The organism is Slackia piriformis YIT 12062, from assembly GCF_000296445.1.
GTDB lineage: Bacteria > Actinomycetota > Coriobacteriia > Coriobacteriales > Eggerthellaceae > Slackia > Slackia piriformis.
Map to the genome: position 1 here is coordinate 81,548 of NZ_JH815199.1, position 17,230 is coordinate 98,777.

Genomic DNA, 17,230 nt, shown 5'->3' on the forward strand with positions numbered 1-17,230 from the left:
GTTGATGACATCGGGAAGAAACGCGAAAGCGGTCTTTTGTATCATCATGGACAAGTTGTGATGAGCGCGGCGACGTGGGATTTTTTGTTTGCATCGGGCGGATGCTGCTGATATTATGAGCAAGTTTCCTGTCCCGGGCAGATGCCTTCATGCGTCCCGGGGCCGTAAGTCCAGAGGAGGTGACATAATGAAGGCTTATGAATTGTTGTTCTTTGTCGCGCCTACGATCGAAGACGAGACCCGTTTGGCAGTTATGAAGCGTATCGAGACCACTATCGCCGAGGGCGAGGGTAAGGTCGACAACGTTGAGGACTGGGGCAAGCGCAAGCTCGCTTATGAGGTCGCTGGCCTGACCGAGGGTGATTACACCCTGATCGATTTCCATGCAAATCCTGCTAACATCGCGGAGTTGGACCGCGTGCTGCGCATCACCGACGCGGTGGTTCGCCACAAGATCGTCCGCCGCGCTGACCGCGACTAGTTCACGGTTTTAGCTATCGGATCGAGGGCATGGCCCTCATTGCTTCGAGGAATGAGGAAGAGTAATGAGCATCAACAAAGTGGTGATTTCGGGCAATCTCACGCGCGATCCCGAGCTGCGTCAGACAGCAAACGGCTTCCCTGTTCTCGGTTTTGGCGTTGCGGTCAATGATCGTCGCAAAAACCAGCAGACTGGCGAGTGGGAAGATTACCCCAATTTCATCGATTGCACGATGTTCGGCGCTCGTGCAGAGAGCGTTTCTCGTTTCTTGAGCAAAGGCTCCAAGGTTGCAATTGAAGGAAAACTTCGTTGGTCCCAGTGGGAACGCGATGGTCAGAAGCGTAGCAAAATCGAGGTTGTTGTGGACGAGATCGAGTTCATGACGGCTCGAGGCGAGGGCGGAAATATGGGCATGTCCCACATGAGCGCTCCCGCACCCGCGTATGCGGCCCCGACTTACGCTCCGGCTCCCGCAGCCCCTGCGGTAGACACGTCTGTCTACGACGAGGATATTCCCTTCTAGACCTTGGGCATACCGAGACTACCCCATTTAAGGATTGAAAGAGGAAATCATGGCTGAATACACCAAGCAGCCTCGCCGCAAGTACTGCCAGTTCTGCAAAGAGGACGCACAGTACGTTGATTACAAAGATACGGCTATGCTGCGCAAATACATGACCGATCGTGGCAAGATCAAGCCCCGTCGCGTGACGGGTGCTTGCGTCCAGCACCAGCGCGATGTCGCCAACGCTATCAAGAACGCTCGTGAGATGGCTCTCATGCCCTACACGGTGCCCGCAGTTAGCGGTCGTGGCGATCGTCGCAATCGCTAGGAGGTTTCCATGAAGGTTATCCTGCTTACCGAGTTGAAGGGCAAGGGCGGCGAAGGCGACGTCGTCGAAGTTGCTCCTGGCTTCTTCAATAACTATCTTGGCCCTCAGAAGATGGCTATCCTGGCCACCAAGGGCAACCTGAAGCAGCTCGAGCAGCGTCGCGGCAATATCGCAAAGCGCGAGGAAAAGCGCATCGAAGATGCCAACGCTCTCAAGGCTTCCCTGGAAGGCAAGAAGATCCTGGTCGAGGCTAAGGTTGGCGAAGAGGGCATCCTCTTCGGCTCCGTCACCGCTCAGATGATCGTCGACGCCGTCAAGAAGGAGCTCGACATCGACATCGACCGTAAGCGCCTTGAGCTCAAGAAGGCCATCAAGGTTGCTGGCGAGCATGTCGTCACCCTTTCCATCTACCGCGACATCAAGGTTGACCTCAACCTCTTCGTTGGCGAAGAGAAGGTCGAAGAGCCTGTCGAGGAGACCGAAGAGGTCGTCGAGGAAGCTGTCGAGGCAACCGAAGAGGCTGCTGAGTAACGCTTGCTCCCATAGGCTTTGAAACCGGCGGAACATAGTTCCGTCGGTTTTTTTTGTACGCACGAATCGTTGCATCCTGCCTTCTTTTCAACGTAACGATCCGCCCGCTTCTCGCTTCGGTTCGACGTCCTCCATCGTTCCTTCCAAGCGATGAAGTAAGATGGCGATAGAAGACGATTTTCCACATACGCGCGAAAGACGGAGCGAAATTACATGGCTGAGAACAACGCGGCGCCTGTTCTGCAATCCACAACAGGCCGACCCCTGCCGAGCAACATAGAGGCTGAAAAGTCGGTTTTGGCCGCCTGCATGTTGAATCCGGATGCTATCGATGAAATTGCGACAAAGCTCGCTCCTGAGAACTTCTTCAGGCCTGCTCATCAGCGTATTTTCGAAGGCATGCTCGAGTTGAATCTTCGTCATATACCTATCGACCAGATTTCGCTTGCCGAGCGTCTGTCTGCGGAAGGGCAGCTTGAGGCCGTTGGCGGAAGGCCGTATTTGGTAGAGCTTGCTAACAATACGCTTGCCCTGACCAATTGGAAAAGCCATACCGAAATCGTGAAAAGGACGAGCGTGCTGCGTGATTTGGTGTATGCCTCCACCAACATCAATGCACTTGCCTACGATGCGCCTGACGATACGAACGCGGTTATCGAAGAAGCGGAGAAAATGCTCTTCAACGTAACGCAGAAGCGCGTTTCGTCTTCCTTTCAAAACATCACCGACCTTCTCACCCAGGCCTTCGATGATATTGACGAGCTGGTCAACAACAAAAGTCATATGGCTGGTGTTCCTACGGGCTTTACCGATGTTGACAAGCTGTTCTGGGGTCTCCGAGGAGGCGATCTTCTTATTCTTGCGGCGCGCCCTGGTGTCGGCAAAACGTCCTTCGCGCTCAACTTGGCAACGAATGCGGCAAAATCCGGAGCTGCTGTTGCGATGTTCAGCCTGGAGATGGGAGCCAATCAGCTTGTCCAGCGTATCTTGTGCGCGGAAGCCCGCGTCAATCTTGGTCAGCTGAGAGCCGGCAACCTGAAAGAAGGAGACTGGAACGCCATCATGAATGCGGCGGCAACGCTGTCGGGACTTGAGCTTTATATAGACGACACCCCTGGTCTCTCTCTGCTCGAGATGCGTGCGAAGGCGCGTCGTCAGCTTCGCGATAAGAAAAAGGGGTTGATTATCGTCGACTACCTGCAGTTGATGCAGCCGCCTTCGACGCGTCGTGATGGAAACCGCGCCGTCGAGGTTGCCGAGATCTCTCGAGGATTGAAGGTCCTTGCCAAAGAGCTTGATATGCCGCTGCTGGCTCTCTCTCAGCTTTCTCGTGCAGTAGAGATGCGCGGAACGAAGCGTCCTATGCTCTCCGACTTGCGTGAATCCGGCTCTATCGAACAGGACGCCGACATCGTCATGTTCATCGACCGAAGCATGGACGAGGTGGAGGCCGAACAGGACGGCCGCCCCGACCTTGGTACGGCGGAGCTTATTGTCGCAAAGCACCGCAACGGCGCGACGCGCGATATCACGCTTTCGTTCAATCCCGAATACACGAAGTTCGGCAATTATATTGACGCGTCCCAAATTTAACGACGAGGTATGGGCCTAGATTGGGAGAGAGACTTACATTCATTCATGCGGGGGACATTCATCTGGGTGCCCCTTTCAGAGGGCTGCGTGCCCTGTCTCCCGCATGGGCCGACCGCCTGGTGCATGCGATTCCCGATGCGTATGATCGCGTTATTCAGGCGTGCGTGGAAAACCAGGTCGACTTTCTCCTGCTTTGCGGAGACGTGTTCGATACCGATAAACCGAGCTATGCCCATTATCGTCGGTTTATCCAGGGGCTGAAGCGTCTCGGTGACGAGGGGATAAAAGCATACATTATCGCCGGAAACCACGACCCTTACCCGAACTGGCGTGCCGTCATTCCAGACCTTCCCGAGAACGCATATCTTTTTCCTTCGGATAAGCCGGGGTTTGTCTGCCACGAGAAAAACGGAGAGCCTCTTGCCGTCATAGCCGCCCGCGGTTTTTGCAATATGGCTCCCGGGGAAGATATTTCCGAGGGCATGACCAGGGCGGCGGCAGAAGAAAAGTGCGGGGTAAAAGCGCCGTTTTGCGTAGGGATGCTCCATACGGGACTTTGGATGGACCCTTATAAAGCCCCGACTTCCGAGCAGAAACTTATGGCCTCCGGGATGGACTACTGGGCTTTGGGGCACATACACAAGAGATATATGAATTCCGAGACGAATCCTCGCGTCGCGTTCTGCGGGTGTGTCCAAGGTAGGGACATCAAGGAAACGGGCGACCGGGGCTGTTTTATGGTGACCCTCGAACAGGGCTTTGCGAATCAGGTTGAATTCGTCGCGTGCGAATCGGTCGAGTGGGAGCGTCTTCGCGTCGATGTGTCGCAGTGTGCGGGCTACGACGACGTTATCTCGGCGTGCATTCGCCGCGTGTTCGATGAGAACGCCGCCAGCGCGTGCGATGAGATGGTCGTGCGTATTACGCTCGAAGGAACGACGCCTCTTCACGAGATGCTTTCTCGCGAAGAGGCTCTTGAGTCGTTGAGGCGCGAACTCAACGAAGGGTATCCGTCGTTTTATTGCGACGCGCTGTTGTGCGCCACCGTGCCGCCGCGTGACAAGCGGGCCCTTGCCCGTTCCGCTTCGTTTTACTCGACGTTGTTGAATGGCTTCGAAAAAGAGAAGGATTCGAAAGAAGACGCGCTTCTCTACCTGCAAGAGGAGTTTTCGAAAAGGGGGCTCACGCTTCCCGGCTCCGTGGAGAGTTCCATAGACCGTCTGTACGAATTGGGCGAGGATGAAATTCTGTCTCTTCTTGAAAAACGAGGTGATGCGCGATGAGCCGTCTTCACCTTGACAGAATTCATATTCAGGCGTTCGGGAAATTTTTCGACAAGAATATCGGTCCGTTTTCTTCGGGGCTGAATGTCGTCTACGGGGAAAACGAAGCGGGGAAAACAACGATAAACGCGTTTGTCGGCGGTGTTCTTTTCGGATGGGAGGATGCGCGCGGCCAGAAAAATACGTACAAGCCTCCGTTTGCGCAGAGGTCGGGGACGCTTCGTTTCGTTGATGAGGAGGGCTGTTTTCACGAAGTGTCGCGTACACGCAACGCTGACGGCCTCTCCTGCTCGTCGGCGGAGGCGAAAAGCATTGCGGAATCGCTCGATAAAGAGACATTTAAAACCATGTTTTCCCTGGACAGCGATGAACTTCGAAGCCTTGGAAGCGCGGCTAACATGACCTCGAAGCTCTTGACCGCCGGGTCGGGCACCGAGATATCCCCCGCTGAGGCCCTTCGTGCCATCGACGAATCCATAGCGGCGCGCACAAGTCGTTCGGCCTCGGCGAAGCACTCCCTTGTGCGCATCCAGGCCGAAGAAGACGAATGCAAGCGGCGTCTTGCCCTGGCGCGGGAAGAGTCGGACCGATTCAAGAAGGAGGGCGAAGAGTACGAAGGCCTGCTTCGTCGGAAGGACGAGCGCCTCGTCGAAATAGGCAAGCTCAATGCTCGTGTCGAACTGCTTGGAGCATGCGAGGCTGAGATTCGTCGGACGGAAGAAAGAATAGACGCTTCGACGGAAGAGATTGCTCGTTGTAATCGTTCTCTGGACGAAGCTGCTGCAGGGGTTCGGGCCTTGCGACAGCGCGGAGGAGTCTATGCGGCGGACGAAAGCTCCGAAGCAACGGTGCTTCGTCGGCTTGAAGGGCTGGAGAAGGAATCCGTGCGTCTTGAGCGTAGGATCGAGTCGGCTCAAGACGCCTTCGACCGGGCCCGAGCGCAGGCTGAAGCGTGCGACGAACAGGACACGGCAGCGTTTTCGAAATCCGATAAAGCTATCCTCGCATGCTGTATCGTTCTTTTCCTCGCCGGTGCGGCAACGGCGGTCAAAGGATTGTCGGGCTCCGACGCCTTCCTTTTATGCGTGGGGGTTGCGGTTGGTGCGTGTGCGGTTGGCGTGGGGTCGTTTCTTTTTTCCCAGCGGAAGAAAAAATCCCGTGCCGCATCGGCAAAGAAGGGCGAAGGCGAAGTTTCAAAGGCGCGTCGTGTTCTTGAAGTGTGCGAGCAGGACGAGCTCATGTTTTCGTTGCGCGTTCAGGAAGAGCTTGATGCCATGGGTCTTGCCGAAGCGCAGGGCTCAATTCGAAACGCCCGCATCATTATGGAGAGGTCTCGCTCTCAGCTTTCGGAGCTGCGCGGAATCGAGGAGCGGATAAGGGCTCTCGAAGCCCGAAAAACCGCAGAGCATGAGACCCTCGATCGGGAGGAGGCGCGCCGCTGCGAATTCTTCCGTCGCGTCGAATGTGCTGAAGATCAAGGCCTCGAAGGCGTTCATCAGGCACTCGAGGAAGCGCTCGAGGAGAGGGATGTTCTCCTTGAGTCCATGCGTCGAAACGACATTCGCCTTGGCGAACTGAGGCAATGCCTGTTCGATGCGGAGCGCTCTCGTGAATTCGACCTTCTGAAAACGCAGCGTGCGCAGATCATCACAAGAAAGAACGAAGAGGCGGAAAACCTTGCAAAGCTTCTTCTTGCCCGCCGCGTTTTGGCTCGTGCTATCGAAGAATGGAAAAGCGAAAGCGTGCCCGAGGTGTATGCTCGCGCGTCGCACCTGCTTTCTCTGATGACGGGCGGAACGTGGGTTGAGATTCGGATGAAAGACGACGGGCGCCTGGTGGCCGTGGATGTATCCCGGGGCGAAAGGGAGCCTCGCTTTCTTTCCATGGGTACCTGCCAGCAGCTCTATCTCGCCCTGCGCATCGCGCTGCTCGAGTGCGTAGAAGGTGTCGGGAACGCCGTGCCCGTGCTCGCAGATGATATACTCGTAAACTTCGACGACGAACGCCGCAAAGGGGCCGTTCGAGCGTTGAGCGAGCTTGCTGAAAAACGCCAGGTCATTCTTTTTACCTGCCATAAGGAGATTGTTGAGGCCGTTCGGCAATATGCCGACGGTCATACAATGGTCGCGCTATAATTACAAGGTTGTCTAACACGATATCGTCAAGTGAAAGGACGAACATGCCGAACGTGGTGTTGGTCGGCGCCCAATGGGGCGACGAGGGCAAGGGCAAGGTCACCGATCTTATTGCCCGAGATTTCGACTACGTGGTTCGCTATCAGGGCGGCAATAATGCCGGCCATACGGTCATCCACGGAGAAAAGAAACTTGCCCTGCATCTGATTCCTTCGGGCATCATGTATGAAGACGCCATTCCGGTTATCGGCAACGGCGTCGTGGTGAACCCTCAGGTTTTGGTTGAAGAGATGGAGATGCTGGAGGGCGAAGGTCTTTCCTGCGATCGCTTGAAAATCTCTTGCGATGCCCACGTCATCATGCCCTATCACATTGAGCTGGACAAAGCTTCGGAGTTCCGTCTCGGGAAAAACGAAATCGGCACAACGAACCGCGGCATCGGTCCTTGCTATCAGGATAAGGCCGCCCGCAGCGGCATCCGCATACAGGATCTTCTTGACGAGCACGTTTTCCGCATGAAAGTTGAAGCGGCTCTGGAAACCAAGAACGCTATTCTTGAAAAAGTGTACGGCAAGCGCACCTTCACGGTTGAAGAAATCTGCGAAGCGTACCTGCCGTATGCCGAGGTCATTCGTCCTCATATGGCGGAAACCGCCCAGTTGCTCAACGATGCGCTGCGCGAAGGGAAGCAGATTCTGTTCGAGGGTGCGCAGGGTACCCTGCTCGATATAGACCACGGCACGTATCCGTTCGTTACCAGCTCTTCCTGCTGTGCTGGAGGCGCTGCAACGGGTTCGGGCGTCGGTCCCACGGCCATCGACCGCGTGCTCGGCATTCAGAAGGCGTACGTTACCCGCGTTGGCGCCGGTCCCTTCCCCACCGAGCTTTTGTATCCCGAAAACGGCGGCGAGGGCCAGGACGCCATCGATGGCGATCTGCTGTGCTCCGAGGGCCATGAATTCGGCGTTACCACGGGTCGCAAACGTCGCTGCGGCTGGTTTGACGCTGTCATTGCCCGCTATGCGGCGGAAGTCAATGGCCTGACCGATATCGCGCTCACCAAGCTCGACGTGCTTTCCGCTTTCGACGAGCTGAAAATCTGCGTCGCCTACGAGTGCGAAGGAAAGCGCTACGATTACTTCCCCATGCAGCAGAGCGTGCTGTTCCATGCCAAGCCGATCTATAAGACCATGCCTGGTTGGAAGGGTAAAGACATCACCTCCGCGAAAAGCTTCGACGAGCTGCCGCAGGAAGCGAAAGACTATGTTTCGGAAATCGAGCGTCTTAGCGGCGTGAAGGCCTCCATCATCTCGGTCGGTCCCGATCGCAACCAGACGTTTATGAGGGGCTGGTAAAAGGATCGTCCCGCTCTGTCGGTTGTATGGCGGACGGGTTCGGCGGCAAACCGCTCTGTCCGATTCGCCAAAAGAAACACTATGATCAATGCATGAACGAATCGATCCCGGCTTGGTCCGGGGTCGATTCTCAATAAGCAGCGTGTCTGCACGTTGAAAGGAACGTAAGTGAACGTACTGGTGCTTGGTAGTGGCGGTCGCGAGCACGCCCTGACGTGGGCGCTTGCTAAGTCGTCTCATATCGGAGAGCTGTATGTGGCTCCTGGTAACGGCGGTACGGCGGCCATTGCGAAAAACGTCCCGCTCGATATTCTCGATGCCGAGGCCATCATCGGCTTCTCCCGCGACAACGATATCGAGCTGGTTGTCGTAGGCCCTGAGGCTCCCTTGGTCGAAGGCGTTGCCGAAAAGGTTCGCCATGCCGGCTTTGCCGTGTTCGGCCCCGACGCCCAGGGTGCGCAGCTCGAAGGCAGCAAGAGCTTCTCCAAGGAATTCATGCTGGCTCACGACCTTCCCACGGCGCGCTACAAGAAATGCACCAGCGAGCAGGAAGCTATGGCCTATCTTGACGAAGTAGGCGCTCCCATTGTCGTTAAGGCCGACGGCTTGGCTGCCGGCAAAGGCGTTATCGTTGCCGATTGCCTGGAGGATGCCCAAGAAGCCGTTCGCGACTGCTTTGCGGGAGACTTCGGCGAGGCAGGCTCTATCGTCGTCATCGAAGAGATGCTCGAAGGCCCCGAGTGCAGCATGCTTGCGTATCTTGCCGGCGGTAAGGCCCTTTGCATGCCGTGTGCCCAGGACCATAAGCGCGCATACGATGGAGACCGCGGTCCCAACACGGGCGGCATGGGCGTGTACTCCCCCGTTCCGTGCGTTACGCCCGAGCTTGAGGCTCGGATGCAGGGCATCATGCAAAAGGCCGCTGCTGCTACTGCGGAGGATTTCGAGGCGGCATACACGGGCGTTCTCTATGGCGGCTTTATGCTGACTCCCGAAGGACCCAAGCTGCTCGAATTCAATGCTCGTTTCGGTGATCCGGAAACCCAGGTTGTCATGCCTCGCATGAAAAGTGACGCTGTGGAGGTGTTCAAGGCCGTCGCTGAAAACCGCATGGGCGACATTGACCTGCAATGGAGCGACAAGTGCGCAGTCTGCGTCGTGCTGGCAAGCGAAGGCTACCCCGGTTCCTACGAAAAAGGAAAAGTCATTCTCGGAATCGAAGAGGCCGAAGCCCTCGAAGGCGTTACGGTCTTTCATGCGGGAACGGCGTTCAATGCAGATGAAGAGCTTGTCACGAATGGCGGGCGTGTGTTGAATGTTGTCGCCCTTGCTGATACGTTCGAAGATGCGCGCGAACTCGCATACGAGGCGTGCGACAAAATCAACTTCGAAGGTAAACAACTGCGCCGCGATATTGCATTGCGAGCGCTCAAAGGTTAGGACCGCATGCTCAGCGAACGAATGCTTACAAGCGCGGTGCGTATGTGCGCATCGCGCTTCATGAAGATAGACCCCTGCTCTGATGCGCGTATCCCTGGACCCAAGCCGGGCCAGCCGTATATGCTCTACATCCACATTCCTTTCTGCGAACGATTGTGCCCGTACTGCTCGTTCAATCGCTTCCCGTTTTCGGAAGATTACGCTCTGCCGTATTTCGCCAACCTTCGTCGCGAAATGATGATGCTCAAAGAGCTCGGCTACGATTTCGATTCCGTCTACATTGGCGGAGGTACGCCAACCATCGTCCTTGGTGAGCTGTGCGACATCATAGACATGGCGAAGTCCGAGTTTTCCATCAAAGAGGTGTCCTGCGAAACCAATCCGAATCATCTGATTCCCGAATACCTGGAGCGTTTGCAGGGTCGTGTTGACCGTATGAGCGTGGGTGTCCAGAGCTTCGATGACGGCCTTTTGAAGCAGATGGATCGCTACGACAAGTACGGAAGCGGCGAGAGCACCCTGGAGGCTATCAAGGTGGCCGCGCCGTACTTCAAATCGCTTAACGTGGACATGATTTTTAACTTCCCGGCGCAGACCGAGGAGATTCTTCGTCGCGATTTGGAAATGGTGCTTGAAAGCGGCACGAGCCAGACTACGTTCTATCCCCTTATGGCATCTCCTTCGGTGGAAAAGTCCCTTGCCGCCACCGTGGGGAAGGTTGACTACAACCGCGAGAGGCATTTTTACGAGATTATTTGCGACACCTTGGCAGGCGGTGGCAACTCCCCATTCATCCATGGCAGCGCATGGACGTTCAATAAACGTCCCGAAGGCAATTTGTCGGACGCTCGCGGGGGCCAGATGATTGACGAGTATATTGTCGATTACGAGGAGTATCCCGCAATTGGCAGCGGCGGCATGACGTATTTGGGCGACACCCAATACGTTAACACCTTCAGTGTTCGCGAATACAACGAAGCCATACAGGCGAACCGCATGTCCGTCATGGGCAAGGCGACGTTTTCCAAGCACAACCGTATGCGCTATCGCTTCATGATGCAGCTTTTCGGCCTTCGATTGGATAAAAAGCAGTGGAAGCGTGATTTCGGTTGCAGCGTTGCCCAAGGCCTTCCTGCCGAGTATGCGTTCATGAAGATGTCGGGTGCGTTCGATGTCGACGACGACGAACAAATCACGCTAACGCCAAAAGGGCGCTATCTTATGGTCGTCATGATGCGTCAGTTCTTCATCGGCGTAAATAATCTTCGTGACCAAGCGCGCGCCGCACTTCCCGAGGACGAACGCGACCTTCTTTTCGGCGCTGGTTGCGCGATGAAATAACATCGATTGGGCTATCGGAACAAAGTTCGATGGCGGATTCGGAGCGAAATAATGCTTCGAATCCGTTTTTTCAGGGGATGGCTGCGCGCGCGTGACGAGCGTGTATGCGGCAATATGAGCCAGGGTCGTCCTTTAAAAAAGTCAGAAATTCTTCTTGCAAAGACGAAGAGGTTTCTGTAATATACATACCTGCGCTTAGCGTAACTGGTCAGGTAGCTCAGTTGGTAGAGCAGGGGATTGAAAATCCCCGTGCCGGGGGTTCGAGTCCCTCTCTGACCACCATTGAATTGTAAGGCCGCTCATTGAGCGGCCTTTTTTGGTACTACCCGTTATGCGAAACTATTTCTCGTATCGGTAAAAACCTTCTCCTGCGTTGACGCCCGTCTTTCCAGCACCAATGCGCTCTTTGAGCATGGCTGCCACCTTGCCCTGAACCGTTTCAGGGTCCGCTGCCAGCGGGTCCATGATTGCGATGTTGTAGGTCGTGGTTAACCCGACGATATCGAGGATTCTGAATGGGCCGAGGGGTGCGCCCGTTGCAAGCATCCACGTCTTGTCGATTGTCTCGGGGTCGGCGACTCCTGTTGCGTACAGAGCCTGCGCCGATTTCAAGAACGGCACAAGCAGGCTGTTCAGGATGTAGCCGGGCTGTTCTTTCTTGAGGCACAGAGGAATCATGCCAATGGCGTCGGCGAATTTGACCACTTCTTCGTATGGCTGCTGCGCGGTGCCGGCATGCCCCATTATTTCGGCAGTGTTGTTCCTCCAGATTTCATTGGCGAAATGCAGCGCCAGGTATTTCTCGGGACGTCCTGTTGCTTCGGCGAATGTGCTCGGGAGCATGGTGGAGGAATTCGTAGCTAGGATGGTCTTTTCGGGAAGGTAGTGCGCGAGCTCGGTATAGAATGCAATTTTCTGTTCCGGATCTTCGGCGATGGCTTCAATTACCAAGTCGGCATCGTTTGCGGCCTCTTCGTAGCTCGTTGTGAACTTCAGGCTTTCAAAGGCTTTTTTCGCCGCGTCTTTCAGGGAGTCTATTTTTTCCTCTGAAACTTGAGGGCTTTCGGCCAGTCCGCGGCAGTAGGCGGCCGGATTTGTTTTCATGGCCTCGAGAGTCGTCTCGTATATGTCCAGTAGGCGTTCGAATTTGGGACGAGCTCGTTCGACTGAGCCTTCGCTGCGCGCCCACACGATAACGTCAAAGCCTTTGTATGCGCTTTGAAAGGCAATTTGGCTCCCTAGAACGCCCGCGCCTGCAACAACGACCTTCTTGATGTTCATGAAGCCTCGCTTTCCGCTCGTCTGCGCGAGCATGAACCGTAAGCGTTTACATATGCGTCAAGCATACGTCTCTTGCATAAAGAAGGGCGGGTTCTTCCGCAAGCGGGATGGTTTGCGTGACGTGCGGCTTCTAAACTAACTATGCCCAGAGAAAAGAAAAGCGGGAGATGCGCTTGGCTGCATCTCCCGCCGGTTTTTGCTAGGCGCGTGGAATCTCGAGCATCTTTTGTTTGAGGTCGGCCTCCATGCGGCGCATCTCGGCTTCGGCCTCGGCGCGTTTTTGGCGGCCCTCTTTTTGAATCTGGATGACTTCGTCGAAGGTTCTGATCAGCGTTTCATTCGTGTTTTTCAGGGTTTCGATGTCTACGATGCCGCGCTCGGATTCGCGCGCCACCTCCACGGTGGAGGTGTGCAGCATCTCGGCGTTTTTCTTCAGAAGGTCGTTGGTCATGTTGGTGACGGCATTCTGTGCACGCACCGCTTCGGCGGAATTCGCGATGCCCAATGCCAGAACCATCTGGCTTTTCCACAGGGGAATGGTGTTCACGATGGTGGTCTGGATTTTTTCCACCATGGTGACCTCGTTGTTCTGCACCAGGCGGATCTGCGGCGCGGTTTGCATAGCGATGGTGCGCGTAAGGTCGAGGTCCGAGATCTTCTTCTCGAAGCGCGTGCACATGGCCTCGAGGTCTTGCGCCGCCTGCGCATCTTCGGCGCGTCCCGTTGCATGTGCTTTGGCCACGAGTTCTTTCAGCTCGACATCGCGCACTTCGGCGAGTTTCTTCTTGCCTGCCAGAATGTACATCGTCAGCTCTTTGAAGTACATCAGATTGAGGTCGTACATCTTATCGAGCATGGCGGCGTCTTTCATGAGCTTCATCTGGTGGCCCTGCAGGGCTCCAACGATTTTATCCACGTTCGCTTCGGCCTTGTCGTATTTGGCACGCATGGACTCGATTTTGTTCGCGCCTTTCTTGAAGAAGCCGAAGACGCCTTTTTCTTCGGTAGCGTCGAAGCTGCGCAGTTCGACGACCACGCTGCTGATCAGGTCGCCCACCTCGCCCAGGTCTTGCGTGCGCACGCTGGCGAGCGCTGATTCGGAGAAGTCTGCCATTTTCTTCTGGGCCCCGGCTCCGTATTGGAGAATCATGCTGGAATCACGCACGTTGATCTGCTGAGAGAAGTTGTCTACCATGCGTTTTTCTTCGTCGCTCAGCATGCTGTCGTCGAGCGCGGCTGGGGCTTTTTCTTCGGGCGTCGCAACCAGGGTGGGCGCAGGCGCAGGGGCCGCAGCGTCGCTCATGGTGGGCGTGAGCGTTAGCGTGGGCACGCCGGGGGCCTGCATCTGGTCGTTGTTAAGGAGGTCGCTCATGATATCCTGCCTTTCGGTTTCGGATGGATGCTCGGGTCGGTTCTGTGCTCGCGTTTTGTTAGGGACGCATCTTTGTAAAAGGGTCTTCCACAAGGCCTTCCTGTGCGAGGACGGTGTGCAAGACCGATATGTCGGTGGAAACGTCCCAAGCCATTTCTTTGAATACGGAGTCGAGAAGCTTCTCGAAAGCTGTGCTGAGCGTATCAAGCGCCGCCTCGATTTCTTTCTTGGACTTCTGGATGTTCTCTCCTTGGATAGGCTGTGCATCAAGTTCTTTGTATGCATCCAAAAGCTTGACCGTAGTGGGAAGGTAATAGTCCATCAGTCGGTCAAGGTCATTGATGACCTGGGGGTATTCTTCGGCGCGTTTGAGGATGGTGCGTACGGTGTGCTCTATCTGGTCTATTGTGCGGGATATATCCTCGCCCGGAATGGCGTCGTTGCTCATGCGAATCTTCGCGACGAATGCCTCGCCGCGCGCGAGCAGGGCTTGCGCTTCGGGGGTTAAGGCCTGGCTTTGTCCGGATGGGGCATCGACGCTTTGAGCGAGGGCTTCTTGGTGGCGGAGATGCTGCGCTTCAAGCTGAGCGGCGCGGTATTCCCTGTAGGCGTCGTGCGTCGTGATGAGGAATTGTTCGTCGTCGTCGAACGCAGCTTGCTTGAACATGCTTTTTTCAGCATGGCCTTGAGGTTCTTCATGACGGTTTTCGACGACGCGGCCGTGCGGGCGGCAAGTTCTTCTACGGTGCAGTATTCGCGCGTGGAAATGATGTCCCTGTACAGCTCGAAAGATTTTGTCAGACGCAGGCGGCGTATGCCGAAACCGCATAAAACCAGTCCTCCTGCGGCGAATAAAAGAGGAGGTACGAAGAATGCGGCAATCCCGCTCGTGGAAACGATGGCTGCGCCAAGGAGGAAAGGAACGACTGCAACGCCTCCCCCGATGGCCATGGCGTACCCGATGGCTTTCGAGGGGGTGCTTTTCGCATAGATGGCCTGCATCAGCTGCTTTTGGCGGCGTTTTTCTTGCTCTTGCTGATATTCGGCTTGCGCCTGCTGCATGCTTCTTGAGGCGTGGGCCAGGCCTTTGCTGATATTCTTCGCAGCAAGGCCTACGGAATACTCGATGGTCGATTGCAATGCGCTGAAGTCTTGAGAGCTCACGGCGTCTTGCACAGCATCAAAAATCTGGTCTCCGATGTTTTTAGGCGAGGCCATGGTTGCCTCCTCGGCTCGCTTTTGCGGAATGGTTCGTTTGCGTCAGATTATTGTAGCGTAAGGACTTTACGGGAGCGCAACGCTTCGATTGCGGCGAGGAATCGTCTCGTTTGTCGCATTACGCGAAATCGAGCAGCTGCGAAGGGTTGTCTATAACGGCATCCGCCGTTTCGCGCAGACGTTCTACCGGCTGATAACCCCAGCTCACTCCCAGTGCGAAAGCGCCGGCATTGCGAGCCACTTGCATGTCGGTGTCGGCCGAATCCCCTACGAATGCTATGCGCTTTGGATCGATGCCGAGCTCGGTTGCTATGAGGAAGAGTCCTTGGGGATCGGGCTTGCGCGGCACGGGGCCTTCGCCGAGTTCGTAATCCATGAGTCCCGGCATAAAATGATTCATGACCGTTTTTACGCCGCCATCGAACTTGTTGGAGAACACGGCAAGCTTTTTTCCGCGCTGCTTAAGCTCCAGGAGTGCCTCCATCATGCCGTCGTAAATCGACGTATGCGTTTGTCCGTGCTCGTCGTAAGCCTTTTTCCAGCAAGTGAGGATGCGCTCGACCTCGTCTTGGGGAAGGTCTTGCGGCACGGCTTGAGAGATGAGAGATCGCAGGCCATTGCCGACCATGGCAAGGATTTCATCGCGAGAGTGGGTTGGGAGCTCGAAGCTTGCGAGCACTTCGTTAGTTACCGCGACAAGGTCGGGGAGCGTGTCGAGCAGTGTTCCGTCAAGGTCGAAAACGAATGCGTCGAAAGTTCTACGGGCGGTCATGGGACTCCTCCTGGCTTGAGATTTTCGCGGTGCTCTCCAGGAGCAAGTATAGGTCGCTTTGCGAATGGACTTCCAATTTCGCATAGAGGTTTCGCATATGGGTTTTGACTGTGGAAGTGCTGAGGACCAGCTTTTTGGCGATGTAGGGGGCGTTGTAGTGTTGCGCGAGCAGACCGAGCACTTCGCGTTCTCGCGCCGTGAGCCTGCGTTGCTGCGCAAGGGTGTCGCATGCAAGTTCGAGGTTGCCGTTCAACGCAGAGGAGGCGGGTTGAACGAGAGATTGCTCCGGCCTTTCATCTTCGAACATGCCGCTTGCAAGGAGCGCGGTGATGCTGCCTGCAATTCCTAGCATGACGAACGCTACGAAAACGCCCGCATATGCGGCTTCAGGCAGTATCGATACGAGGAGGGAAAACGGCGCACGGCCGATAATGAGTACGCCAAGGCCAATTGGCATCAGGGCGAACGAGTTCTTTGTTTTTACGAGGAAGGGCATGAGGATGACGAAGAGCAGGAGCGTGCGATATGTGGCATCGACGATGGGGACGTAGAAGAACCACAGCGTCTCCGATGCTTGCGCAGCGTAGAAAGCCAGGAGGGACAGCGGGACGATGAGCAGCTCAAAGAACATGATGCAGCGTTTGTTCCAGAGAAAGCGGATAAGCATGAAGATCAGGCCGCATCCGAGGAGGAGACCGATTGCCATGCTCACTTGAATCAAGAATGAAGCAATCGAGTCGCTTTGCTGATCGATCCATGACGACTGCACGGAAATAAAGGGGCCGCGCATGACGAGTGGCGTGAGCAGCAGAACGGCTGCAATAAGGATGTCGCGTTTTGTTTTCGTCCTGAGTGCCGGGAGGCTTTCGGCGAGAGGATGCGTGTCTTCAGCGCCCGTATTGCTTTCTGTGTCCTCCTCGGAATTGTGTGACGAAAGAAGCAACCCAACGGAAAGTAGGGGGAGCGTTGCCAGCACGGATTGTCCGATGGCTAGAGAGCAGAACGAGAGAACCGCCATCAGGATAGCTGCGACGACAAGGGAAAGGGCGTAGGCATATGCCGCGCGCCGTGCTCCCATGGGGTAAAGGCGTTCTGCCCATAGAACGAAAAGCAGAGCGCTCGAAAGCCGATAGGCGCTCACTACGACGTTTCTTGAGACGTCTCCGGTTAAAGGGTCGCCCGACTGCATAATAAGGAAGAGGGAAATGCTTGCTGCCGCACCCACTCCGATCGATAGGAATGGATGCTTATCCATGCGAAATGTTTTGCTTGCTTTACCGAGAACGAAAGCGGCAATCAATAATCCGATGCCCTCAATGAGGTATGGAATCGGATGGAAAACTTCGAAGGTGACGTTGCGTACGGCAGGAGTTCGTAACGCCTCCAAGGCAAGCCCCGCGCAAGCGAGCCCTATGACAATTGACGCCGCTTGAGGCGTTTCCTTCAAGAATGTTTTCAGCATGGTTTCCCTCCCATAGCGATTATAGGAAACGTATGACGCTTGCGTTCGCAAGAACGGCTCGACTCTTGCTCTCATTTCGAATTCATCCTGTTTGTAGTAGACGACGTGAGGCAAAACCGTAGTTCAGACCGTT

At 55.6% G+C, this 17,230-nt stretch carries 16 protein-coding genes and 1 tRNA gene; 11 read left to right on the plus strand and 6 right to left on the minus strand.

Annotated features, from left to right (window positions below):
• The first annotated feature begins 187 nt into the window (after positions 1-187).
• The 11 genes from rpsF to HMPREF9451_RS08285 all read left to right on the plus strand — a co-directional run bounded on the left by rpsF (position 188) and on the right by HMPREF9451_RS08285 (position 11,274).
• Positions 188-481, plus strand: a complete 294-nt coding sequence (gene rpsF / locus HMPREF9451_RS08235) for a 30S ribosomal protein S6 (RefSeq protein ID WP_009139832.1) — start codon at positions 188-190, stop codon at positions 479-481.
• A 64-nt stretch (positions 482-545) separates the two neighbouring features.
• Positions 546-1,004: a single-stranded DNA-binding protein gene (locus HMPREF9451_RS08240; protein ID WP_009139833.1), complete on the plus strand. Its 459-nt coding sequence runs from the start codon at positions 546-548 to the stop codon at positions 1,002-1,004.
• 49 nt (positions 1,005-1,053) lie between these two features.
• On the plus strand, positions 1,054-1,314 hold the full coding sequence (gene rpsR / locus HMPREF9451_RS08245; protein ID WP_009139834.1) for a 30S ribosomal protein S18: 261 nt from the start codon (positions 1,054-1,056) through the stop codon (positions 1,312-1,314).
• A 9-nt stretch (positions 1,315-1,323) separates the two neighbouring features.
• Entirely contained in the window at positions 1,324-1,845 is a 522-nt protein-coding gene (gene rplI / locus HMPREF9451_RS08250) for a 50S ribosomal protein L9 (protein WP_009139835.1), read from the plus strand.
• Positions 1,846-2,058: 213 nt separating this feature from the next.
• Entirely contained in the window at positions 2,059-3,438 is a 1,380-nt protein-coding gene (gene dnaB / locus HMPREF9451_RS08255) for a replicative DNA helicase (RefSeq protein WP_009139836.1), read from the plus strand.
• Positions 3,439-3,458: 20 nt separating this feature from the next.
• Positions 3,459-4,721 carry a metallophosphoesterase family protein gene (locus HMPREF9451_RS08260; protein ID WP_009139837.1) on the plus strand — a complete coding sequence of 421 codons (1,263 nt, stop codon included), beginning with the start codon at positions 3,459-3,461 and terminating at the stop codon, positions 4,719-4,721.
• Positions 4,718-6,856, plus strand: coding sequence for an ATP-binding protein (locus HMPREF9451_RS08265; protein ID WP_009139838.1), 2,139 nt, complete (start codon positions 4,718-4,720; stop codon positions 6,854-6,856). The genes HMPREF9451_RS08260 and HMPREF9451_RS08265 overlap by 4 nt, the downstream gene beginning before the upstream one ends.
• A 44-nt stretch (positions 6,857-6,900) precedes the next feature.
• Positions 6,901-8,211: an adenylosuccinate synthase gene (locus tag HMPREF9451_RS08270; RefSeq protein ID WP_009139839.1), complete on the plus strand. Its 1,311-nt coding sequence runs from the start codon at positions 6,901-6,903 to the stop codon at positions 8,209-8,211.
• Between the two features lie 168 nt (positions 8,212-8,379).
• Positions 8,380-9,651 (plus strand): phosphoribosylamine--glycine ligase, encoded by a 1,272-nt coding sequence (purD, locus tag HMPREF9451_RS08275; protein WP_009139840.1) that lies wholly within the window; start codon positions 8,380-8,382, stop codon positions 9,649-9,651.
• 6 nt (positions 9,652-9,657) lie between these two features.
• A complete protein-coding gene (locus tag HMPREF9451_RS08280) occupies positions 9,658-10,992 on the plus strand; it encodes a coproporphyrinogen III oxidase family protein (RefSeq protein WP_009139841.1) in 1,335 nt (444 codons plus the stop codon).
• A gap of 206 nt (positions 10,993-11,198) precedes the next feature.
• Positions 11,199-11,274 (plus strand) — tRNA-Phe (locus HMPREF9451_RS08285).
• A gap of 57 nt (positions 11,275-11,331) precedes the next feature.
• Here the strand turns inward: HMPREF9451_RS08285 and HMPREF9451_RS08290 are convergent.
• The 6 genes from HMPREF9451_RS08290 to HMPREF9451_RS08310 form a co-directional block, all read right to left on the minus strand.
• A complete protein-coding gene (locus HMPREF9451_RS08290; protein ID WP_009139842.1) occupies positions 11,332-12,273 on the minus strand; it encodes a 3-hydroxyacyl-CoA dehydrogenase in 942 nt (313 codons plus the stop codon).
• Positions 12,274-12,472: 199 nt separating this feature from the next.
• Positions 12,473-13,645, minus strand: a complete 1,173-nt coding sequence (locus HMPREF9451_RS08295) for a toxic anion resistance protein (protein WP_009139843.1) — start codon at positions 13,643-13,645, stop codon at positions 12,473-12,475.
• 58 nt (positions 13,646-13,703) lie between these two features.
• Positions 13,704-14,093 (minus strand): 5-bromo-4-chloroindolyl phosphate hydrolysis family protein, encoded by a 390-nt coding sequence (locus HMPREF9451_RS09995; protein ID WP_009139844.1) that lies wholly within the window; start codon positions 14,091-14,093, stop codon positions 13,704-13,706.
• Positions 14,094-14,149: 56 nt separating this feature from the next.
• A complete protein-coding gene (locus HMPREF9451_RS10000; RefSeq protein ID WP_009139845.1) occupies positions 14,150-14,863 on the minus strand; it encodes a hypothetical protein in 714 nt (237 codons plus the stop codon).
• A gap of 118 nt (positions 14,864-14,981) precedes the next feature.
• Positions 14,982-15,635 carry an HAD family hydrolase gene (locus HMPREF9451_RS08305; RefSeq protein WP_009139846.1) on the minus strand — a complete coding sequence of 218 codons (654 nt, stop codon included), beginning with the start codon at positions 15,633-15,635 and terminating at the stop codon, positions 14,982-14,984.
• Positions 15,622-17,097, minus strand: a complete 1,476-nt coding sequence (locus HMPREF9451_RS08310; RefSeq protein ID WP_009139847.1) for a helix-turn-helix transcriptional regulator — start codon at positions 17,095-17,097, stop codon at positions 15,622-15,624. Before HMPREF9451_RS08310 ends, HMPREF9451_RS08305 begins: the two co-directional genes overlap by 14 nt.
• Between the last annotated feature and the right edge of the window lie 133 nt (positions 17,098-17,230).